At 38.8% G+C, this 22,492-nt stretch carries 15 protein-coding genes; 10 read left to right on the top strand and 5 right to left on the bottom strand.

What is annotated here, in order from left to right:
* The coding region (locus M23134_RS29745; protein ID WP_198145113.1) for a hypothetical protein at positions 1-605 on the bottom strand (605 nt) is incomplete at its 3' end.
* A gap of 755 nt (positions 606-1,360) precedes the next feature.
* On the opposite strand from M23134_RS29745, the gene M23134_RS29740 reads away from it, so the two are divergent.
* Together M23134_RS29740 and M23134_RS29735 are read left to right on the top strand one after the other, a co-directional pair.
* Positions 1,361-2,134: a hypothetical protein gene (locus M23134_RS29740; protein WP_002702819.1), complete on the top strand. Its 774-nt coding sequence runs from the start codon at positions 1,361-1,363 to the stop codon at positions 2,132-2,134.
* 441 nt (positions 2,135-2,575) lie between these two features.
* Entirely contained in the window at positions 2,576-3,277 is a 702-nt protein-coding gene (locus tag M23134_RS29735; protein WP_002702817.1) for a leucine-rich repeat domain-containing protein, read from the top strand.
* A gap of 1,059 nt (positions 3,278-4,336) precedes the next feature.
* Here the strand turns inward: M23134_RS29735 and M23134_RS29725 are convergent.
* Positions 4,337-5,290, bottom strand: coding sequence for a replication initiation protein (locus M23134_RS29725; protein WP_002702815.1), 954 nt, complete (start codon positions 5,288-5,290; stop codon positions 4,337-4,339).
* A 1,106-nt stretch (positions 5,291-6,396) separates the two neighbouring features.
* Positions 6,397-7,638, bottom strand: coding sequence for a hypothetical protein (locus M23134_RS29720; protein WP_002702814.1), 1,242 nt, complete (start codon positions 7,636-7,638; stop codon positions 6,397-6,399).
* Positions 7,639-7,833: 195 nt separating this feature from the next.
* Here M23134_RS29720 and M23134_RS29715 point away from each other — a divergent pair, with 195 nt between their 5' ends.
* On the top strand, positions 7,834-8,031 hold the full coding sequence (locus tag M23134_RS29715; protein ID WP_002702813.1) for a hypothetical protein: 198 nt from the start codon (positions 7,834-7,836) through the stop codon (positions 8,029-8,031).
* 67 nt (positions 8,032-8,098) lie between these two features.
* Here the strand turns inward: M23134_RS29715 and M23134_RS29710 are convergent, their stop codons facing one another.
* Positions 8,099-8,611, bottom strand: a complete 513-nt coding sequence (locus M23134_RS29710; protein WP_157558713.1) for a hypothetical protein — start codon at positions 8,609-8,611, stop codon at positions 8,099-8,101.
* A 182-nt stretch (positions 8,612-8,793) separates the two neighbouring features.
* Entirely contained in the window at positions 8,794-10,440 is a 1,647-nt protein-coding gene (locus tag M23134_RS29705) for a hypothetical protein (RefSeq protein WP_002702810.1), read from the bottom strand.
* A 152-nt stretch (positions 10,441-10,592) separates the two neighbouring features.
* Between M23134_RS29705 and M23134_RS29700 the strand changes: the two genes are divergently transcribed.
* From M23134_RS29700 to M23134_RS29670, 7 genes are all read left to right on the top strand, one after another.
* Entirely contained in the window at positions 10,593-11,117 is a 525-nt protein-coding gene (locus M23134_RS29700; protein ID WP_002702808.1) for a helix-turn-helix domain-containing protein, read from the top strand.
* Between the two features lie 2,151 nt (positions 11,118-13,268).
* Positions 13,269-14,033: a ParA family protein gene (locus M23134_RS29695; RefSeq protein ID WP_002702802.1), complete on the top strand. Its 765-nt coding sequence runs from the start codon at positions 13,269-13,271 to the stop codon at positions 14,031-14,033.
* Between the two features lie 2 nt (positions 14,034-14,035).
* A complete protein-coding gene (locus M23134_RS29690) occupies positions 14,036-14,977 on the top strand; it encodes a ParB N-terminal domain-containing protein (RefSeq protein ID WP_002702800.1) in 942 nt (313 codons plus the stop codon).
* A gap of 377 nt (positions 14,978-15,354) precedes the next feature.
* The gene (locus M23134_RS29685; RefSeq protein WP_053337415.1) at positions 15,355-16,305 is read left to right on the top strand and encodes a DUF6920 family protein; all 951 of its coding nucleotides are present in this window, start codon (positions 15,355-15,357) and stop codon (positions 16,303-16,305) included.
* An 842-nt stretch (positions 16,306-17,147) separates the two neighbouring features.
* Positions 17,148-19,628: a TonB-dependent siderophore receptor gene (locus M23134_RS29680; RefSeq protein ID WP_045114608.1), complete on the top strand. Its 2,481-nt coding sequence runs from the start codon at positions 17,148-17,150 to the stop codon at positions 19,626-19,628.
* A gap of 59 nt (positions 19,629-19,687) precedes the next feature.
* Positions 19,688-21,136, top strand: coding sequence for an ABC transporter permease (locus M23134_RS29675; protein ID WP_002702796.1), 1,449 nt, complete (start codon positions 19,688-19,690; stop codon positions 21,134-21,136).
* A gap of 1 nt (position 21,137) precedes the next feature.
* Positions 21,138-22,490 (top strand): DUF3526 domain-containing protein, encoded by a 1,353-nt coding sequence (locus tag M23134_RS29670; RefSeq protein ID WP_002702795.1) that lies wholly within the window; start codon positions 21,138-21,140, stop codon positions 22,488-22,490.
* Positions 22,491-22,492: the final 2 nt, after the last annotated feature.

Here is a 22,492-nt window from a genome sequence, read left to right as displayed (position 1 = left end):
GTATGCATGACCGAGCAATATTGTGTTACATATAGCCCAATGCCAGAACCACATACCATAGGTCTAAAGTTTCCACTTACCAAGTCTGTATTGATTTTGGGCATAGGCATTTTGGTTGATATAATTGAAAAAGCTTGAGCAGCTATTTTAACATTATTTATATGGGCTTCAAACTCCTCCACAGAGTATTCATCCATGGGGCGAGGCAATAATGGTTGCAAACATTGTTCATAAGCATTACGCCAAGTAAGTTGATTAAAACCATACCCCCTAAAACGATAGAAATCACACTTTAGGGCTGCCTTTTTTATATCTTCAGGGGCGTGTTTAGGGTAAATAGTTCCATTCCATAAGCTTCTTTGCTCTTCAGTATTGATAATGCCCCATTCCATGAGTTGGTCGCCTGCTTTGTGGTTAGGTGGCGTATTGTAGCTGTATTTGACTCCTCCACCTGGCATCACAGTATTGAACATATACTGGGGGCCTCCCATCTCACGAATAGGCTTACATGTGCCTCCAGTTTCATTGTATATGATTGCCATATGCCCACAAAACTCATTCAAGGTTATTTCGCTTTTACCAGTGAGGTTTGGTAGATTTTCCATAAGTACACCAAAGCCTTCTCCAGATATAAAGTGAGGGAAAAACTGTGGATATGTAAGTCGAAAGTCTTGGTTAAACCAATCAGCGAAATTTTTATCGTTTATTGAGAAGTTTCCATTGATTTTCATTGTCCATAAAAAGGTTAATTGTTGTAGAGATCATTACTAATATTAGCTATGTAGTTTTACTTTACCGACCTTTCTACCCCAAAAACCACCTCCAGTTCACAACTGGTTCCCAATGAATTTCAATTCAACAGGATACAACCTTAGGAAATGGCAATGTTTTTTGAGCGACAAGGTAGCTGATATAACAACAACTACACACCCAGGCAAAAAGATAGTAGGGTGGAATAGTTCACAGCTAAAAAACCCTACAACCTTTTGAGGTATGTAGGGTGGTTTTCATAATAGTTTTTGATATTCAAAAATCAGTAAACTGTTTTCTCAATAGTAAGGCAATTACTCTTTATATAGAAAGGTTTGGTAAAGACAATAAAACACCCCACCAAGAACAAAAAGTAGACATAAAACTTTGGGCTTGATATACTCGTTTTGCCCTTTCAACAATAAGTTCTTTCCCAGAAAATAACAGGGCCATTGTTGGTCACATTATTACCTGTTGCCTGTCCATTTTCTATCCTAAAACTTGCAGGCTTTCACTCCTAACATATAGTAAATTGCCCTCTGCCTCCATTCATTCTTTTTGTAGCAGGCTTGACAATCTGTAGAGGCTTGAATCCATAAATTTATTTATTATGAAAAAACTATTTATTAGGCTGGTCTTTCCTATTCTTGAGGGAATTCTGATGAAGAAAGTAGAAAATGAGGTGCTAAGAACAAATGTCTATGCTATTCTGGAGCGCATGCAGGAATTGGCTGAAATATTTTTGGATGATGAAGCCAACAATGAAAAACAGATAGAAACCTGGCTGGAAGAGTGTGCACCAGACCTTGCAAAGGTGAGCATAGGCTCCTTAAAAGGCTTGGCTTCCAGAAAGGTAGATAATCCTACTTATGAGCTTATGGAACCCCTAATGGATACTATGCCTGACATGGCAGATGTATTGACTGATGATGAGGGCGATAACACTTATCAAGTAAAAAAATTGCTTGCAGATAAAGTCGTTGCATTGACCGACACAGGAATAGATGTTTTGATAGAACAGATAAAAAATAAGGTTGCTCCTGATTCATACAATTTAATATTGCCCCTTTTGAGGTTGATACCCAAGACGGTGGCACTGCTAACTGATGAAAATGAAGATAACACCATCCAGATGGAAAACTTTCTTTTAGAAAGTGCCCCCAATATCACAAAAATACTTACAGAATTTTTGTCAGTAGTGATAAGCAAGAAAGTACAAGATGAAAGCCATGCAACACTCCTTTTGGCTATTCTTACAATTTTACACAGGATAGTTGAAATTTACACAGACAACAATGATGACGACGCTCAACAATTTCAGAATTTGCTACAAAAAAAAGAAGCGCGAAATATCATTGAAAGTTTAATTGGCTTATTTATTTAAAGACAGGTAGCAACATTTCATTTTGTATATTTTTTTCATTTAAGTTACTGATAATAAGCATGCGAAAATCAAGTTTACACAGATTTTGAAATGTTATTAGGTAGGTATTTGATCATAACTAAGCATGAACCAATTTGGGTATCTTACACACACTTGTAACCATTATTAAATATAATGGCATCCAAGAGCTCACTACTTGTGCTTAAGCTTTATGACCTAGTGCACGCTGAGAGCTTGTTTAAACTTTTGAATAATCAAGGGTTTTGTTTTAAAGAATGTGAAGGGTGGTCTGTTTATCCCTATAGCACCCACCTATTCCAGAAGCACACTCAAGGCACTTGTTTTTGTATGGAACCAGGGGCTCAAACGCTCATATATTACTTTAGGCAAATGTCGCCTACTTATTTTTCCCACTGTTTTTGATCATCAAATAATAGCCAAATGAATTATTCTGAAAACTTTACCCATCTGCTGGCTTCTCCTTATAGGGAAAATGTGATGCTTGCGCTGGAAATGATTAAAGGGATAAAGCACCACGACTATACCCAGTTTTTACAAGATTACCTGACATTACACCGTTTCTTTTTTGACTGCACGCTTAGGCAACTTGAACCCAATCATATACTAAACCTCAATCAACCCAAACTCAATCTAAGCTACCGGAAATTAGGCTATATTCCTTCGCAAATTGGCCGCCTAACCAACCTCAAAGAGCTTGATATGGATGGAAACGAGCTCTTTGCTTTGCCAAAAGAACTAGGGTTTTGTAATGCATTACATAAGTTATGGCTCAACAGGAATGCGCTGACAGTTTTGCCTCAGGAAATAAGCTTGTTGAGAAAGCTAGAAGTATTGTGGTTATGGCACAACGCGTTTGAATCTCTACCAAAAGAACTCTGCTACTTGCCCAACCTAAAGAAGTTGAGTCTAGGATACAATGTCATTACCCAAATTCCGACAGAAGTCTGCCTGCTTCAAAACATAGAAATGCTGTCTCTGCCACGTAACCAAATCACTTGTTTGCCCAAGGAAATTTCAAAACTAAATAAATTGAAGCACCTGGATTTAAGGGGGAACTCTATATCTGACAAGGAAAAAAGAAGAGTTATGGAATGGTTGCCACAATGCAACATACTTTTTTAGAATGCTCTATACACCTATCTTGGGTGTTTGCCCCTCCTGTATTTAAAGATGCTGCTCTTTGCAGAAAAAGGTGAAAGTAGACCTCAAATGAAGCATATTCAAAAAGTAAAGATGATGACGCCTCTTTCAAACTATGAAGAATTTTCCAACTAACAACGAAAAAAAACCTTCCCTACACACCAAAGCAGGCTTGAATTTATTTTAGCCCAACAAATACATCACTACTTTTAAAGTAGACATTTACCAAAACACAAACTATGAAGAATTTTCCAACTGAAAGCAGAAAACGGCCTTTACTATCTACCAAAGTAAGTTTGGATTTACATTTAGCCCAACAAATACTCAGCATTTCATCACTACTTTTAAGGTGGACATTTGCCAAAACACAAACTATGAAGAATTTTCCAACTGAAAGCAGAAAACAGCCTTTACTATCTACCAAAGTGGGCTTAGGTTTACATTTAGCCAACAAATGCCCAACTTTTCATCACCGCTTTTAAAGTAGACACACGCCAAAACATAAATTATGAAGAATTTTCCAACTGAAAGCAGAAAACAGCCTTTATTACACACAGGAATAGGCATGAGTTTATTTTAGCCCAACAAACGCCACAAATACATAGCATTTCACAACTACTTCTAAAGTAGACATTCACCTAAAACACAATCTACAACTAAATATTACAAAAACCTGATAATCAAATAGCTATGCGCAAATATTAAAGTAAACATTCAACCCAAAAGATAAACTATGAAGAATTTTCCAATTATGCATATCATTACTGACAACCAAATAGTTATAAATGGCTATTAAAGCATACATTCAAGCACAGGCTATGAAGAACGTTCTATTTGAACCTTCTTTTCTTGACATGCTGACCAAACAATAGCAGATAAATACAGTATTTTTAAATCATCTTTAGCGAGACAAGCCCAAGCACACCCACAAATCAAACTATGAAGGATTTTCTATTTTCCAACCAAAAAAGTGACCCACATACACAAATAGCCCACTACCGATTCGGTTGTGGGCTATTTATAGAAAATATTTCATAGTTTTTAAATCTCCAAAAACGGGTAGCTTCTCTTAAGTATGGTGATGGTATATCCTCCTATGTTTCCTTTGATTTGTTTGTTAGTGCGTGCCAGCTGTATTTGATACAACAACATATTAATCATCTCGGTATCAATGCCATCTACTACAACTTTGGCTTGATGAATACTTAGGCTACACTCTTCTACCAAGCGGATAAAAACAGGGTTTTGCTGATATTCTTTCAGAAATTTAGGCGAGTCAACTGAAATAATGTTGAATTTATACCCTACTACTTTTCTCCCGCTTTTTTTCTCCTCTATCTCAAAACGTAGTTCAGTTACATCTTCTATCTCTTCTTTGGCTTTGCCCAAAATATGCTTTTTGAGGCTTCCTGCAGTATATTTCTTCACTTCAATCTGTCCATCTTCACCCACTTTACTAGCAAAAATATTGAGTAATTCGTCGATAGAGGCATAGTACCAGCCAGTGTCCTGAAAAGCACACAAAATCATATACAACCGTTTGGAGTGCCTCCCTTTAAGCTGCAACAAATTTTTTAGCTGAAATTTGTTGTAATGCTTTTTTAAATTAATGTAAAACTGTCGCACATCAGGCGAAATGGTGGTTCTTATTTCTTGCTTGTTTTTGGGCTTTTTGATAGCACCAATCAGGTTTTCAACAATAAACTCGTATTCTTTGCCATCAGTAACGCTTACTACATCTTTTAGTACGATGGTCTGCTTTTTTAATTTTTCACAAACTTTCAGCAGGGTACCTTTCTTTTGGGTACGACCTGTCAATAGTTCCAAATCCTTCAGATTAATCACATACTCTTTTAGGTCGTCATCGTCTTGTCTGATTTGCGATACCAACAAATAAAAGATGTTAATTTCCATCTCGCTTAGTAAAAACTTGTTTGACAGGGTCACCCTGGCATCTTGGGTAATGGAGCTCTTGTACTTTTCTAATAATTCCATATTATTCACTTATGATGGAAAATTCTTCACAATAACTATTAAAATTGCATTGGTGGTCAATTAAGTAAGGAAAATTCTTCATAATTAAGTGGCTATCCAACTAAATTACTACAAAGCCATATTATTATTCATATAAAACACTTTAAATAAGCAATAAACTATGAAGAATTTTCCATATCTGGAACAGGTTTTAAAGTTATCCACATTACTTTAGCGAAAATTCTTCATAGTTTATGGAAAATTCTTCATCCACTCAGATGGAAAATTTTTCATTTTTTGGGCATTTATACCTTATAAGGGTTAACTAGAGATTGTTAACTGTAGTTCATGTTTCGAATTAATTCAAACTAGAGTTAACCCAATCTTTAGTTTCGAAAAATTTCGTGATTTTTTTAATTTTTTATTTTATCTAAAAAGATACGCTCAATCAAAAGAGATTGAGGGTTAAATTAATGAAAATTTTCGTGGCGCGAAAAAAAGCCGTCCTAAAGCAAACAAATACTAGTTTAAAAAGTACATAAGCGGCTATAAATTGAACGATCTCAGTTAAGTTAAGTACTTGTATGCCAAAAATAAAAAAATCGTGTGAATGGGCTTATTTGCATAAAAACAAATCATACATCTTTAATGCGGTTACTTTCATAACCAATGGCTTGATATAATACGCCAAAATATTGCCCTTAAAATGCCTCTCCTGTTACCACAGATATTGGTTGTAAATTTAATATTTAAAACCTTGATATACAAGTAATTAGCTGCATATTTATTGTTTTTTTTTCGGCACCTGTGCCCCCTTTTTTGTACAGGGCTCCCTTTGGCCAAAGCTTTATAAATAGGATATTGATTCAGTGAGGTTTTAGAGATGTGTACCTACTTTGCCATGTGGTTTCTTTGAAATTTCCGATCAATAGCCTTACCTGAAATAGGTAATTTTCATTTTTTATTGAAAATTTTGAAAGTAGTTATTTGACAGCATTTAAATTTGCTTCGATTTGCCTCGAAAAACCCTAAAAAATGATGATTTTTGGGAGGTGCTTAAGCAGAAAAGCCTTGAGTTTAGATAAACTCAAGGAACCGTAGTCAATTGCTCAACCATACATTAATGGCTATTCAAGCCTGAGCAGCATATATTGTAGTTTTACCCCCTCTCCTATTGTTTGATGGATTGCCTGACGTATAAATTGTACATACGTGTTACTTTCTAATTGTTCATACAAGTATTTTGATGGAACCAGAAAGGTCAAGGTATTGGTTTGAGTGTCAAATCCGCCAAAGTGTATTTGGTTTAAGACATATTTAGGGATGCTTTTCTCTTTTCTTTGGCGAGCCTGTACACGAAGAAAAACCTTAAGTTTATCCCACTTTTGTCTGATTGACTCAGTTACTTGGTTTAGGGCGCGAATTTCTGTGTTTTTTATTTTTCCCAGCGTGTTTGTTTTGTGTGAGGCGTTTTTTTGTTCCTGTTGTTTTATTTTGTTAAGGTGCCACAGCTCCCAGGTTTCCTGAAAAAATGAAATCAGTTCGTTGCCGTTTTTGAATATTTTTTGAAAAAATGAATCAAGACAAGCTTCATCAAAAGGCATTTTTCCATGAAGGGCTTCAGCTTCGATGAGGCAGTAGTACTTAAACTCGGTCTGAATATGTTGCAAGTGTTTTGGGCGATGTTGGTGTTTGGTTAGTTTTTGATAAACTTCATGAAGATCAACATTGCTGACATCAGTCCTGTGCTGGTGAACTGCAACGAGTTTGTGTGCCATCTTAGTAGCAAGTTGCTTCCATTCGTCCTGAAATGCCTCACCAGTTTTTGAATATTCAGGAACCGCTTTTTGAGATGTTTCGTTCTTGGTTTTTTTACATTTATAGGCGATGTATTCAGCAATGCTAAGCTTAGTTCTGGTGTTTTGCTTGCGCCCTTCTTGCTGGGTGGTTACCCAACAGGTAAAACTTGAAAAAATGGGGTTCGCCCAATTTACCCGATAGTGAAAGAGCCCATACCCTTTTCTGAAATTGCCAGTGACTATATTTTTAAGTTGCCATTGTGCTTCTGTTGGTGGAGCTGCTCTTTTTACTTTGAGAATTCCCCTCTGAGTAAGCATTCTTACCACTCTGTCTTGTTCATCGGGAGTGAGGTGGGTGTGCGCTTGAATTTCCTTTTTTGTTTCAAGCCAGGTACATTGGGTTTCTGGGGTATTGCCCCAACCAAAGCCCGCTCGAAAAAGCAGGTAGTTTAGAAAAGCCGATACCTTGTGGTCGCCAAACACACGGGCAAAATCGACAAAAACAATCCCAGGATCATAGTTGATTTTGCCTGCTACAGAAAAAGGTAATGTGTATTTTGCCTGGTTCATGGCATATTTACAAATAGCATAAAAAAGTGCTATTTTCAGGTAATAACAAAACGATACAAAGCAAGTAAGGAGCTAAAAGCCTTGCTTTGATTGATTTTGATTAACTATACTTGAAAAAAGCCTGGGTGCGAACAATTATTTACCTCTATTTTTGGGTAGGCACATCAGCACTATGTTAGATAAAAAACCTAATCAATGAACTTTAAACATACGTTTAGGTATGGTTTGTTGTTGTGCTTTATTTTATGCTATAAATATTTTGTTAAAAGTACAACCATTGTTTATATAGAAACACTTAAAATCTTTGAGTTTTGTGGTGGACAACAAACGATTGGTGATGGTGTTGGTTGTCAAACCATTCACGATAAAAGCATTGGGTTTGACTATTTCTAAAAATAGCTTATTTCTTACATCTGGTAGCAAACATAAACAAAAAAAAGACAATCGCACAAAAAGCGATTTATTTTTTTTCCTTTTCCGAGCCTGCCAAGTCTATAAGCATTTTGCTTACTTTTCCGTTGATATTGATGTCAAACTTATATTTTAGTAAAATCTCCTCCTTCTTTTTCTCCCCCACTGGCTTATTTTTCTTGTATTTATAGATTACATCAGGCAAGCCTTTTTCTATTTGTGCCCCCTTTATTTTTACTTTGCCTGGGTAATATTCATGTACAAAGTAGTGGAAAGCCTGGCTCACATTGCTAAATACCACCAGCCCTTTTTCTTCTTGCTCTTGCAACAAGTCAGCATAGGCTTGGTGAATGGCTCCTTCTCTTTGTTGTTCGGTTAGATCATCAATTGATCCGTATTTTTGAATAATTTTCCGGGTAACTTCTTGCATTAGGTGGGTAAACTCCTGTTTTTCTTCTTGAGCCATCATAAATGTAAGGTTAGCTTGCTTTTTGGGTGGGGTGGTTGACTTATGAGGCGTACTTGTCTTGCTCTTTTTTGTTTCTAAGTGTTTTTCTCTCATTATCATAAAACCCATTGGTGGCATATTGAGTGCAATAATAACAAAAAACCAGATTTTGTGAGGGCTTTGTGAAGAGAAAGTAATTTTTACGAAGGTGAATTGTTTGCCAATATGGTCGAAAAAAAGCCCCAAGCACCAACTGGTGCTTGGGGTTGTCAGTATTTTTGCTCTTGTGAGGTGGTTTATAGAATCAACATTTTGTCATCAATCAAGCCTTGTACAATCATTTTACTTTTGATTTTAGCTACTGTTTTGTCAGTCACTTTTCCTTCCAACACCTCTTTGGCAAGGTAACGGTTGGAGGCTTTTTTGGGAGTGCCTTCTTCTTTTCTCTTTCTGTAAAAGTCTTTGAGAATGACGATCTGTTCTGCATATTTTTCCAAAAATGCGTGGGTGCTCTCCTTTTCTCTGACGGGCAACGAAGAGGCAGCGTGTGGTTTTGTCTTGGTAGCCACCTGTGTTTCATTGGTTTTTGTCGAGGCAGAGGCAAACCTGGTCGTGTGTTGTTTTTTGCTACCTTGTTTAGACGCAGTCGGTCTTAAACTAATGCCTCCAAAAGCCTCCTGTTCTTTTCTTGCTTGTTCTTTAGTCGACTTTTGTTTAGCCATGGGGGCTGGAGTTTCGTGATGCATAAAGTAAGCTTCTATGCCCTTGGCTACTGCCTGAGTGATGACCTCCCCTTCGATGGCTGGAGCTGCAGAGGGTTGGGTCAACCCTTGGGTGTGTGGTGGGTTGCCTGCTACATTGCCAACGTAAGGAGCCGAAGCCACTTGTGTAGTTTCAACCCCATAAGAGGGTTTGCCTTTCTCCCTGTCCCAAAAAGCTCTTGAGATCATCAGTTTTATTTCATCCTCATAATCTACCACTTTAGGATCTCTCAACAGGCGATCCATTAGTTTTCTTTCCTTGTTGGTTTTGTATGGAAAGTGGATTAAAAACCACAAACACAACAACAACAGGAATTCATTGATGCCACTTATAAAAACCAAAAACAGGGTATTGGTTTTGGTCTTTTCTTCGGCTTTGTTAGTTGCTTTAGAGTTTTTTGCTGCTGCCACCTGAAGCTTATGTCCTTTATTTTCTTTTACTCCGTCTATTGCCTTGATCCTTGCATCTTCCAGTTTGCTTATTTGTTTATTATAGCGACCAATGTCCCTTCTTCTGGTAAGGTGGTCTTGGCTCAACACATACGAAAATTTACCTTTAAAGTAGTTTGCTTGATTGTTTCTGTCGTTTTTTATGCTTTTTTCCAGTTTGCTTATTTGGTTTTTTTTATCACGAATCAACTGCTCATAATAGTTGCTGGTAGAGTCTCGTTTAAAATCGTAGTTGCTTTCCAGTTTGTTTTGGTCAATGAGTGTAGGCTTTACTGCATTTTCGTTGTTGTTATATTCTTCTACCCCTTTGACAGAAATAAAAATAGAAAGAGTAACAAAAAACATGTTCAATAGAATAAACAACCAGTTCCAGGCATTGCTTAGGTATTTTTTTGTGCCGTGTTGGTAAAACTTTTTGAGGTTGCTGGGAAACAAAAGGTGTTTTACCACCTCTATGCCCCCAAGCACAAACACAGCAAATACCGCAGCAGCAGCTTGAGGCATGATGGCGTTGAGCCCTGTAAAGATTAGGTAAAACCCTGCAATGGCACTGATAAGAGAGAATACAAACCTTACCCAATTTGAAAACCGATAGACTGAATAATACTCTTCATAGTAGGTTTTTTGGGCAAAGTCTTCTTGAAATTTCTCCTCGTCTCGACGTTGACGGTCTTTTTTTGCCAACACATCTAATATTGGTTCTCCGTCCTGCACTTTTTGATGATTGACCATGGCGAATAAATGATTTAAAACGGTTTAGCGAACAAGCTTTGTTCGATTTATGGAACAAAAAACTGAATAATAGCTGTATATTTGAGTAAAACACAGCTTGTGAAGGCAATTATACGGAATAACAGAATAAATAAAAAGAAAAATTCGAAATTATGAACAAAGAAGGTTCGGGAAATGGAACAGGAAAGCAAAAAAAGACGCCAAATATGACGGGCGCTCTAAATTTTCTTGGCGAAAGGTACCATGAGTTATTGTCAGCAGTAAAAGCCAGCATGAAAGAAAAGAAAATTACTTATGATGACATTGCAGAAAAGTTGGGCATACCTAAAAGTACACTTTCTGGAATGATGAACGGCACAAAGCCAAATGCAGTAAATCTTTTGGCGGTATCGGTGCTTTTGGAGGTAGATTTTAATAGAATTCTTTACCCTGATAAAACTTTTGACTCTACCCTTACCCCTCCTGATATGGCAGAGGCTATGCGTGACATGGTCAACGAACTAAGTGCCATGAAAGACCAGTTGAACAATAACACACAAGCACTTAAGCATCTGTATGCCCAGCAAAACGGGTTAGGAACATCAGACGAGCCTTCAGCGATCTACAATCTTAAGCCAAAAAATGATGCGAGGGATGGTACTAAAAATGACCCCAAGAATGACCCCAAGAATGAATAAATAATACAAGTTCTTCAATGGTTATTGACTTAGTAATGGTTGAAAAATAAAGTATCCATTTGGAGATAGAGATTTGCTACTGAGGCGAGATGGCAACATCCTGTGGGTGTTGAGCCAGCTTGCGCGACGGTTGCGCTCGTAGCAGTGCTACGGGCAATAAAAACTCACAGTCCCGGCGAACTGCCGGGGTAACGAAGCATCAAGAGTAAAGGTCATTTCCTAAATCGAAAGGTCATTTTTTGTCCATTACTTAGGCGCAGGTACCCCCGTTGAAGTCAATGACCACCCCACTCTGGGCGGTAGCAATTCATTTTTCCGCACTTTTGTTCCAAACATCGAACTTATTTTTCAGTCATGAACATTCTGCACTCCCGTGCTTGCTCATTCATTTTTCCGCACCCTTGTTCCAGGTACTGAACTTATTTTCAGGTCTGAACATTCTGCACTTGCTCATTCATTTTTCCGCATCCTTGTTCCAAACATCGAACTTGTACTTGTCAATCTACCATCTTTATGGTGGTTTTGCCCCTTCCCTTCTGCTATAGTTTTAAAAAACCAACTTTTATAGCCAGTTAATTATGTGAAAACGTGGCCTTTTTGCCCCTACCTTGCCGATCACATGATCCATTGTTTTTAAGAATAAGTACACCAGTTGTATACAGGTTTAATTGAATACATAAACTTAAACAAAAATGGTTTTGAGGATGGATTTTGACTAACTGTCTGAATACCAACATTAATCAACCGAAGCTACAGCTTTGCTGTGCTGAGCTCAGCTTCAGCTAATCCTGTAAATCCTAAAACCGAGTCTATTTATAAATCCCGATTCATCGGGGCAGCTTGCTGTGACGAGCTCACCGCAGGTAATCACTTTAATCCTAGTATAAACATAGCAACCTTGGGTGTAAAAACGTAGAGTTTACAGCGAAATCGATTTTTGTTGAAAGTAGTTTGCTGTAATGTCATGCCCAAGCTCTTCTTGTATCTATCATGAACTTTTTAGGTGAGTTTTGCTTCCTTCTTGTGGTGGTTGAGTTGGGTGTTGTCATGGTTACTTGCCCTTTTATTACTTCCTGATGCTTTGCCAATATGTATGTGATCATTGGCGATATTTTAATCTTTTGTTCGTGATTTGGAACACATCTCAATGATCATAAATTCTGTTATTCGGAACAGCTTATTCGTTATACTGAACAAGTATATAGTGTTTGAGTATGCGATACTTCGAACTACTTGTTCGGGGTATGGAACAAATGCCTGAATTCCGAGTTCCGCATTTATCCATTATCCGAACTTTACTAAAGTTCATTATTCGGAACTCGCTTGAACATAAAAAGCTATTTGAATGAGTTTAAACATAAATTACGCATTCGGAAGCGCGGAAATTAGGGCTACATTCCGCGTTTTAGGTGGTGCAATATTCGGACTTTTGGGTTGCATATATTCCGTATTCGTTAGTTCGTAAAAACGACATAGGCTTTGTAATTCCGAGCCTGTGGTCTGAAAAAATATCCATTATTGCGAACAGAGAGGTTCGTAAATGCGGAATTTTGGTCAATATTCCGTAGATGATGCGGTTCGTAAATTCGAAATTCATCAATGCGGAATTCGGGACATTGGTTCGTAAATACAGAACAAGCAGGGAAGTTGAACACAGAGGGCAAGCCCAACACTCGATGAAAAGCATAGGAGCAAGGCAATATTTTTTTTGGGTAAGAAGCTACCAATTGGAATGGGTACCCTGAAGGGGGTAAGAGAGTAGGTGAACTAATAAATGGGTGATAGAGTAATAGATTTTATGTAGTCATCAACGCATGTGTGAGAGCAGGAGGGGTGTAATTTTGCTTATTTAAATGATCATGCCAATTTTATGTCTTTGTTGTGAAATATAATTTTTAGGGTGTTTTGGAAATTTAAGTATTTTGTAATGAGTTATTTGTGTAATATTAAATTGTATTTAAAGTATATTTTCAGTAAAATTTTAGAATAAGGGTACAAAAAGCAGGTTTGGAGCAGGTGATTTATTGTAGTGGAATATGGTTTTTAAGGCAGTTTTGGGGACAGGTTATCTTACCATCTATAGAGGAAATATAAATAGTAAATGATAACTTTGATGCTATATTTGAAGTGAACCATAAAATAAGCGCAATAATGGCAAAAACAAGAATCATAGCAGCGGTAAACAATAAGGGTGGAGTTGGAAAAACCACTACTACGCTGAACCTTGGCAAAGCGCTTTCTTTGCAGAAAAGAAAGGTATTGATTGTAGATTTTGACCCACAGGCAAATTTGTCTAATTGGGTGCCTGATGAGCAAAGGAAAGCCATTCATGACATATCACATGCTTTGTCGGGGCAAAAACAAGAGATTCCTATTGCAACCATTAGTAAGAACTTTGATATCATACCAGCATCACGCAACTTATTAAATATTGAGGCTGAACTGTCGTCAGATAAAAATGTGAATGGGTATTTTAGGCTGGATGAAGTATTAAAAAATGTATATGATGATTACGACTATGTACTCATTGATTGCCGCCCAAACCTAGGGATACTGACTTTGAATGCTATGATGGCAGCCACTGATTTGCTCATTATTGTGAGTTCTACTGAGTTGGCAAGTCATGCTATAGATAACGTGATTGACCTGAAAAACGAGGTAAGTGAAAGGCTAAACCCTCAACTACAGGTGTTGGGCATGCTCGTGACAATGTATGATGGCAGAAAGACGATCAACAAGCTGAAGTTGGAGGAGCTGCAAGAAACTTACGAAGATTTTGTCTTAAAGTCTATTATTCGAAACCGAGTCGTTTTTGATGAATCGTCTTATGCCCAGCAAGATGTATTTGAATATGATAAAAATTCGGATGGTGCCAAAGACTATGCAAAACTAGCCAAGGAAATTTTAAAGAAATAACGATGGGGAAACTAGACAAACTAAAAAAAATTAAGCCTGGTGGTGTGGCTGACGATGCTTTCTCACAGGTTGAAAAAGCCAAGTCTAAATTTAAAACCACTGACGATTATATCAAGAGTAAAATTGAAGTCCATCCTGACTTTAGAGATTGGATTCACCCCCTTTCTGACGAAGAATATAAACAACTACAGGAGAATATAATTGAGGAAGGTTGCCGGGAACCATTGGTGGTTTGGCAGGTACCAAATGCTGAAACTTATTACATAATAGATGGGCACAACCGCCACAGGGTTTGTACAAGCAATAATGTACATTACAATATTGTAGTCAAAGAGTTTGTTGATGCTGCCGAAGCCAAGGAGTGGATGCTCTTGAATCAGCTGGGAAGAAGAAACCTTACCAAAGAACAAGCTGCCTACTATAGGGGGCTTATCTACAACCAGCGAAAGTCGGACCCAAAAAAGAACCTGAAGCGAGGCAACTCCCCGAAGTCTCAAAATGATACTTCGGGAAATATAGCCGAAGAACTGTCAAAACAGTACAATACCAGCCGGGCGGGCATTTTGCGTGATGGCAAGTTTGCCGAGGGGCTAGACAAGGTAGGCTCGGTAGATCCAGTGTTTAAACGCCAAGTGCTGAGCGGCAAGGCAAAAGTAAAAAAGGCGACTGTAGAGAAGTTAGCCAAGACAGAAACAAACAAAATAAAAGAAGAAGTTAATAAAATAAAGGAAGCCAAACCTACCCCAAAAGCCACCACCTCATCGCTTAAAAAGGCAGCACCAAAAGAGGCAATCAATGTAGCCAATGTGCCTCAGTTTCTTCAGGAAACAGTAAACACTCACCGCAAGGTAGTGAAAGCCAACAAACAAGACGAACAGTACTTCAAATCGTTGGGAGCGTTAGAGCTGTGTGAGCAATTGCTTGCCAAAGTTGACTGGAAATAAAAAGCATTTGAGTTAACAACCCCCGAAGTCTCAAAATGATACTTCGGGGGTTTTGCTTTAGGGAGCAGGGCTGTTGAGTTGTTTCATCTTTTTTGCTAAACTCCAAACACCTTCGGGTATGATATCAAACCATTAGGTGCCTATAGATGAAAATACATTCTTAAATCTTTTTTTGGGTAAGGTTTTAAATTTAGAGTATGTTTAACTTCGCAGGATTTGGAGGCAATCCTCCTGTGGTTAAGGTGGTATTTTGGGGCTAAAAATGATGGGTTTTTTAAATCACTTTTTTTGCCCCAAATATAATAGAGCGTAAACGAGTACTTTTGCACCGTTGGAAATAAACAAGAAAACTGATTTTTAAATATACTTTTATTTCAATGATTTTTAACTCCGATTATTACTGGCTAGGCGGGGGCTTGATTGTCATTATTTCGCAAGCTTTCATTGTCAACCATTGGTCTAATGCAAAATATTGGACAATATTGAACGCGATTTTTCTTATAGCAACCATTATCTCCTACGCAACCTTTAGTTTTAAAAACAAAGTGAGCAAAGAGAGGGTGCAGATGCTCAGGGGCTCAACGAACATAAGCCAAAAAGTGATTACTGAAAAAGATATCTCAAGCCTGCCTGCAGTTGTTCAAAAATGGTTGGTGAACGTTGGAGTCATTGGCAAAAAACCTGTAACCAGTGTGCGTTTAACTCAAGACCTACAACTAAAAATGACCCCAGAGCAAAGCGAGTGGAACAATGGAGTGGCAGAACAATACATTACTGTTCAACCACCTGCATTTAACTGGAGCATCAAGACTCGAATGGGCGTTATGGGTGTAGTTGGACGAGATAAATTTGAGAATGGTCAGGGTGAAATGATCATTAAATTGATGTCGCTTGTTTCGGTGGCAGATGCCAAGCAAAACGAAAAGGTTGACCAAGCTACTTTGCAAAGGTACTTGGCCGAAATTGTTTGGTATCCAACGGCGTCTTTAAGCCCTTATATTGTTTGGGAGCAAATAGGTGACAATGCTGCTAAAGCCACCATGAGCGTTCATAAAACAAAAGGTACAGGGGTATTTTATTTCGATGACCACGGGAACTTCCTTAAGTTTACAGCACCACGATACAAAGACTTGAAAGACAAAGAGCCGAAGCTATGGACTGTTGCTGCTATAAAAACAGAAGAGCGAAATGGAGTGAAGATACCTGTGGAGCTAAAGGCTGACTGGGAGCTAGACAATGGAAATTGGACTTGGTTGAAATTAAAGATCAAGGACATAGACTACAATGTAAAGGAAACGCCAACAGTGGGCAATATGTATGCAAAATAATTGATTGTATTGAACCCTTCGACCAAGGCTAAGGGAAGCGAAAAAAATAACTTCCTTGACTTCTATTTTTGGCATACGGAATTAGGGTTGTGCGAAGTTTTTAAAATTATTGATATACAAACATTTATGCATAAATCAAGAGGTTTATTGTAGGGGCAATCCCTTGCTGTAATGCAATGGAAGTTCGCGATTTATCGGAATGGTCGCCCTAGCGAAGGAGTGCATACGCCGGTGGAAAGAAAGGCGCTGTTGGTCAGACACGACGCAAATGAGTATACTGTTTCAAAGTACAAGTGTGTATGCCATTTTTTTAAGTTGGGTAATTAATTACTTTCTTATCCCTAAATTTGGCTAACATGGTCTTAGTCTGTTGTTGTATTTCTTTGCTTATAAGCAAGGGCATATGTTGCAAAGGGTCAATTCTATTATTTGCTTCAGGTTTTTGTGAAACTTTGCGACCGTTCATCCAAGCCTGTGAACAAAATTATATACTTAAGTTACGCAGTTTTCTGAAGGTCACCTGTTTCTATTGTTGAATGGCTATATTGTTGCGCAATGTGTAGCCCAACCATTGAGCAATAAAGCCATATAACCATCAAAATAAGTAGGTCTGCGTAACTTCAGTTATATAGTCTTTTTTACCCATCTGGAAGCTAACACACCAGTACTTCATCTTTATAACTTTGTAAGACTTCAATCAGAGTGGTATTTTGTTGATGCATCTTTGTATCTTTTGCAACATTATTGCAAAAGATGATTTTTTATTTACATTTGCAGCATTGTTGCATAAATGTAAATCCATCAAAGGAAAAATGAAACTTGTTAAGTTTACTCTTGTATTAATGTTCGCACTGCTTCACGTAGCTATAAGCTATGGGCAAAATTCAATCATCAAAGGTAGAGTCATAGATAAGACGAACGCTCCTATGGTAGGGGCCACTGTGGTCTACAATACAAATGCCCAAAATGTGGTTACTGTCACTGGTAACAGCGGCAACTTTTTTATCGAAGACCTAAAGGATACGAAAGGCATATTAAAAATTAGTTTTGTTGGTTATCAGACTTTGGAAGTGAACCTTTCTGATGGGCAACGCAATACAGAGGTGTTATTGCTCACCCTAATACAAAGCACCACAGAACTTAAAGGGGTAGAAATTGTAGGTAGGGTCAAAAAAAGCTACCATAGTGATTATTCGTTTTCGGCTACCAAGCTTCCTATTCAAAACAAAGAGTTGCCCCAGGCAATATCGTCTATTACCAAAGAACTCATCTCTGACCAACAAGCGTTTCATGTAGGAGATGCAGTAAAAGTAGCCAGTGGGGTAGTACCCTCTAGTTTTTATAACCAATACGCTATTCGAGGCATTAGTCAAAACGAAGAAGGACAAATTGTCAATGGATTGCGTACCCGCCAATTTTATTTCCTGCAACCTTTAACCGCCAATATTGAGCGTGTGGAGGTACTCAAAGGACCCGCTTCTATTACATTATCTAGTGTTGACCCAGGGGGAAGCATCAATATGGTGACCAAAAAGCCCTTACCCATTGACAGAAAAGAAGTCAGCATGGCAGCGGGTAGTTTTAGTACCATTCGGGGCACATTGGATTTTACTGGTCCCCTCAATGAAAGTAAAACACTGCTTTATCGCCTGAATGGTGCCATACAAGAAGCAAAGTCTTACCGTGATTTGATCAATAACAAATCTATCTTGATTTCACCTTCTATTAGTTATATTCCTAACGAGCGTACTGCAGTAAATGCCGAGATTATTTATAACAATATGCAAGGAAACCTTGATCGGGGACAACCCATTTTTGGGGCAGTGGCTGGAGTGACCAATTTGAACAGCACTCCCATTAGTTTAAACTTGGGTGCTCCTGGTGACTTTTTCCAGTCAAAGGAGTTGCTCATTATGGGATCTCTGTCACATCAGTTTACCAAAAACATCAAGATCAATGTTCAGTATATGAAGCAAACCTGGACCGAAGATTTGCAAGAGCACCGCACTATCAATGCCTTTGCCCCCGACATCAATGGAAACACCATTGCCAGTTTGGTAGGTATGCGCTTTGTACAGCGAAAGCAGTTTTGGAACATTGACAACGTAAATGCTTACTTTAATTTTGACTTTGACCTGGGACCTACCCGACACGTGTTGGTGGCAGGCTATGACTTACATAGTTGGCAAAAATTGCCTGGCGGAGGACAAAACTCTGCCCGTGGTTTTTTGTTGAACGATGGCAGTGTAACCCGTAGTTTTGACCCTGCCAATGCTGCCGACTATCAAACCATGGCCTATGGCGATGTTACCATTCCTCGCCCTAATGTACCCCATTTTGATCTTAGCAACCCATCGGCAACCATCCGCAATGTCAGCGATTATAACCTAAACTCGCGTTTTGCCATTCCTAATGCACTCACCACTACACATGCGGCGTATGTACAAGACTTTGTCAAGCTTGGCAAACTTTCTCTATTGCTAAGCCTAAGGGCTGAATGGTTTGAAGACATCACCAACCACAATACCAACAAGGCGGCTTCTTTTACCAATACAGTTTTGCTCCCTAGAGTGGGTGTAACTTACGAGATTTTCAAAAACATCAACGCTTATGCAGTGTACCTTGAGGGATATCAGCCGCAGTCCAATACTGTCACTTTGATGCCTAGCACGGGTAGTTTTTTCTGGGCTGATCAATCAGCCGCTCAATTTGAGCCATTGATTAGCGATTTGAAGGAGTTTGGGATCAAAGCAAGTTTTTTCGACAACAGCATTGTGGTAAACAGTGCCATTTATGAAATCAATCAAAAAAACATTCTCATCAGTGCCAATGATCCCAACAACCCCGATTTGCTGGTGCAGCGTGGAGCTGACCGAAGCCGAGGGTTTGAGATAGACATTACCGGGTTTATTACGCCCGACTGGCAGGTCAATGTATCTTATAGTTATATAGATGCCAGCATTGTAGAAGATGATGATGAAAACTTAATGGGGAAACGTAAGGAGAATACGCCTTTCAATAGTGGAAACCTATGGACAAGGTACAATTTCCCGCAATCATCTGCCCTAAAAGGCATAGGAATAGGTTTTGGTATGCAGCATCAGGGTAGCAAAATTCCTTGGTTTACCCGTGACTTTGAAGTGCCCGCTTTCACTATTTTTGATGCTGCGCTCTATTATGCGCCTGCCAAAGGCAATTTACAATTGGCGCTCAACCTGAGAAATTTAGCCAATGAAACTTATTGGTTGGGTGCTCAAACCTACACCCGTTTGTTTCCAGGAGCCCCCCGTAACTATATGCTCACGGCTACCTATATATTTTAACATCATCTCTTTTCAAAGCCAACGCATAGTCGTTGGCTTTCAACAGTTTTATAATCAAAATGCGCGCTCATCATATCAAAGTTTTTGCTCATCAGGTGCTTGTTACCAAACTCAAAACCAAGAGTGTGGTATACCTCCTCCTGATTTTTAATCTGCTGCTATTTGTCTCACTTTATACCGAGTTTAGGGTACGTACTCAAGACCATCACCACGTAGAGCAATACAGCAAAGAAGTACGCCAACGTTGGGAAAACAACCCCGATAAACACCCTCATCGAATGGCTCATTACGGCTATTTGGTTTTTAGACAAAAGTATCCCCTTGGCTTTTTTGATCCAGGCATTCACCACTTTCTTGGAAACGTGATTTTTTTAGAAGCTCATCAACAAAATACCATCAATTCCTCAGAAGCAAGTTATTCCAGTGGTTTGCTTCGTTTTGGGTATTTCTCGGCTTCTATGCTTTTACAAGTACTGGTTCCTCTGTTGATTTTCTTTTGGGGGTTCAACCTTGTATCGCAAGACCGTGAAAATGGCACCCTAAAAATTGTGTTTACTCAGGGAGCAGACTGGAGGGGGGTGTTGTGGGGCAAAACCCTGGGTTTATACCTGTTGGCTATGTTGGTATTTGTACCTGCCCTCATCTTTTCCTTGTTGCTGGTGTGGTTTCATGAGGCTTCCCTTGTCAATAGTCAACTGATGAGTAGGTTTGGGTTATTGTTTGTGACTTACGGCTTATACTTTTTCTTGATGGCTATTTTGGCAGTATACGTTTCAGGGCGTAGCAAATCGTCAAGAGGTGCATTGATTACATTATTGGGCATTTGGCTTTTTTTCAGCCTTATACTTCCTAAGCTCGCTACTACTTATGGGCAAGCAAAATACCCCGCGCCCTCTAAAATTGCATTTGACATCAAAGTAGAAGAGGAGCTGCTAAAGCTAGGGGACAGTCACAACCCAGACGATCCACATTATCAACACCTAAAAGACTCGGTGCTGGCTGTGCATAAGGTAAATTCTACTGATCAATTACCCTTCAACTATCAGGGGTTTGTGATGAAAGAAGGAGAAAAGCTAAGCTCTAAAGCCTACAATAAGCGCTACGAAAAACTATTGCAGATTTATCAAAAACAAAATAATATGTTGCGTCTGGCGGGCATTGTCAACCCTATGGTAGCCATCAAACAAGTCTCTATGGCTTTGGCAGGGTCTGGTTATGCTACTTATGACGATTTTCGCGCACAAGCCGAAAAATATCGCTATAGTTTAGCCCAAAAAATGAACGATTTGCAAATCAAGTTAATCAGCAATGTACGAGGGAAGCGTATCCAGGGAAAACCCGATATTTTGGACAAATCGCATTGGGCTCAATTCCCGGATTTTAATTACCGTTTTTTAAGCTTTTCTCAAAGCCTTGCCCAGGAATACCTCTCTTTATTAGTACTATTAGGCTGGATGCTGGGGCTGGGTTTATTGGTACACTACTCTAAAAGCCTGAAAGTTATCTAACATGAATCGATTATTAATCATCAGTTTTTTTAAAACCAAAGCATCCTGGATAGGACTCTTGTCCATATTTTTTGCGGGTATGCTGAGCTTGTATTTTGGTGGGTTATTCATCGAAGAAACTCAAGAAAATGAACAGCGAGCCATCTTGTTACAAAAAGAAAATATTGAGCGAAACGTACAGCACCACCCCAAAGACATAGGGTTGTTATTATATTATCAAAAGTTTGGTTTGGTCAATCAAGTATCGCCCTTGGCAAGCCTAGCCATCGGACAACGAGATATTTCGCCTTCTATTCAAAGGGTAAATATTCGTAACCTTGAGGAACAAAAATACAACTCCAGACTAGCCAACCCGGTCTATCAGCTTATTGGAAACTTTGACTTTAGTTTTGTGCTTGTTTACTTCATTCCTTTGGTCATCATTGCCTTGTGTTTCAACCTGATTTCTGAAGAAAAAGAAGGAGGCACTTGGGCGCTTGCCCTGAGCCAAACAAACAATACCAAAGGAATGATTCGCGTCAAGTTACTCTTAAGGTATGGCAGCACATTGGTGGTGCTCGCCTTGCTATTAATCATTGCCAAGTTTTACTTAAGCATACCACCAGACCAAAAATATGCGGCCTTTTGTCTGGTGTCGTTTGCTTATGTGAGTTTTTGGTTTGCGGTGGTTTGGTGGGTCATTTCTTTTCACCTCAGCTCTAGTAAAAACGCCCTGGTTTTGCTCACCATTTGGGTGTTCTTAAATGTCATTGTACCTGCTGCCATTAGTGGTACCATGTCTTTGGTTTATCCCATGCCAGAAACTTTTGGCACGGTAGTAAAAAGCAGAGAGGGTTATCATAACAAGTGGGACAAGGAAAAGGCACCTACCATTCAGAAGTTTATCAAACATTACCCACAACTTGCTCAATACAAGCACCCCAAAGGCGCTCGGTTTAGCTGGTTTTGGTACTTTGCTATGCAGCAAATGGGCGACGATGAAGCAACAGCACAAGCAAGGGAGCTACAACAGAAAATAAAAAAACGAATAAGCCTGAGCAAAAATACAGGCATGCTTTTTCCTAGTGCCCACACTCAGCTAGTGCTCAACTCTTTAGCCAACGTAGGCTTGCAAAATCAGCTCAATTTTATGCAAGCACTGGAACAGTTTCACGAAAAAAAACGGCTTTATTTTTACCCAAAAATATTCAGCCAGGTCGCTTCTACTACCGAAAAATGGAACCAGCACACGCTTGCCAAATACGAGGAACAATCTGGGGTAAATTGGTTTCAAGTGCTATTGCCACTATTATTGGGCATAGGCGTTTGTTTGGGGGCGGCACGGTTCAATCAACGTAAATTTTATCATTTATAATT

Source organism: Microscilla marina ATCC 23134, from assembly GCF_000169175.1.
Lineage (GTDB): Bacteria > Bacteroidota > Bacteroidia > Cytophagales > Microscillaceae > Microscilla > Microscilla marina.
The sequence above is the reverse complement of the archived record's forward strand: the minus strand, read 5'-3'. Positions and strand labels throughout refer to the sequence as shown.

Excerpts from the sequence above, each read along its gene's own strand:
- M23134_RS29740 (WP_002702819.1), top strand. The coding sequence starts at position 1,361 with ATGAAAAAACTATTTATTAGGCTGGTCTTTCCTATTCTTGAGGGAATT.
- M23134_RS29735 (WP_002702817.1), top strand. The coding sequence starts at position 2,576 with ATGAATTATTCTGAAAACTTTACCCATCTGCTGGCTTCTCCTTATAGG.
- M23134_RS29725 (WP_002702815.1), bottom strand. The coding sequence starts at position 5,290 with ATGGAATTATTAGAAAAGTACAAGAGCTCCATTACCCAAGATGCCAGG.
- M23134_RS29720 (WP_002702814.1), bottom strand. The coding sequence starts at position 7,638 with ATGAACCAGGCAAAATACACATTACCTTTTTCTGTAGCAGGCAAAATC.
- M23134_RS29715 (WP_002702813.1), top strand. The coding sequence starts at position 7,834 with ATGAACTTTAAACATACGTTTAGGTATGGTTTGTTGTTGTGCTTTATT.
- M23134_RS29710 (WP_157558713.1), bottom strand. The coding sequence starts at position 8,611 with ATGAGAGAAAAACACTTAGAAACAAAAAAGAGCAAGACAAGTACGCCT.
- M23134_RS29705 (WP_002702810.1), bottom strand. The coding sequence starts at position 10,440 with ATGGTCAATCATCAAAAAGTGCAGGACGGAGAACCAATATTAGATGTG.
- M23134_RS29700 (WP_002702808.1), top strand. The coding sequence starts at position 10,593 with ATGAACAAAGAAGGTTCGGGAAATGGAACAGGAAAGCAAAAAAAGACG.
- M23134_RS29695 (WP_002702802.1), top strand. The coding sequence starts at position 13,269 with ATGGCAAAAACAAGAATCATAGCAGCGGTAAACAATAAGGGTGGAGTT.
- M23134_RS29690 (WP_002702800.1), top strand. The coding sequence starts at position 14,036 with ATGGGGAAACTAGACAAACTAAAAAAAATTAAGCCTGGTGGTGTGGCT.
- M23134_RS29685 (WP_053337415.1), top strand. The coding sequence starts at position 15,355 with ATGATTTTTAACTCCGATTATTACTGGCTAGGCGGGGGCTTGATTGTC.
- M23134_RS29680 (WP_045114608.1), top strand. The coding sequence starts at position 17,148 with ATGTTCGCACTGCTTCACGTAGCTATAAGCTATGGGCAAAATTCAATC.
- M23134_RS29675 (WP_002702796.1), top strand. The coding sequence starts at position 19,688 with ATGCGCGCTCATCATATCAAAGTTTTTGCTCATCAGGTGCTTGTTACC.
- M23134_RS29670 (WP_002702795.1), top strand. The coding sequence starts at position 21,138 with ATGAATCGATTATTAATCATCAGTTTTTTTAAAACCAAAGCATCCTGG.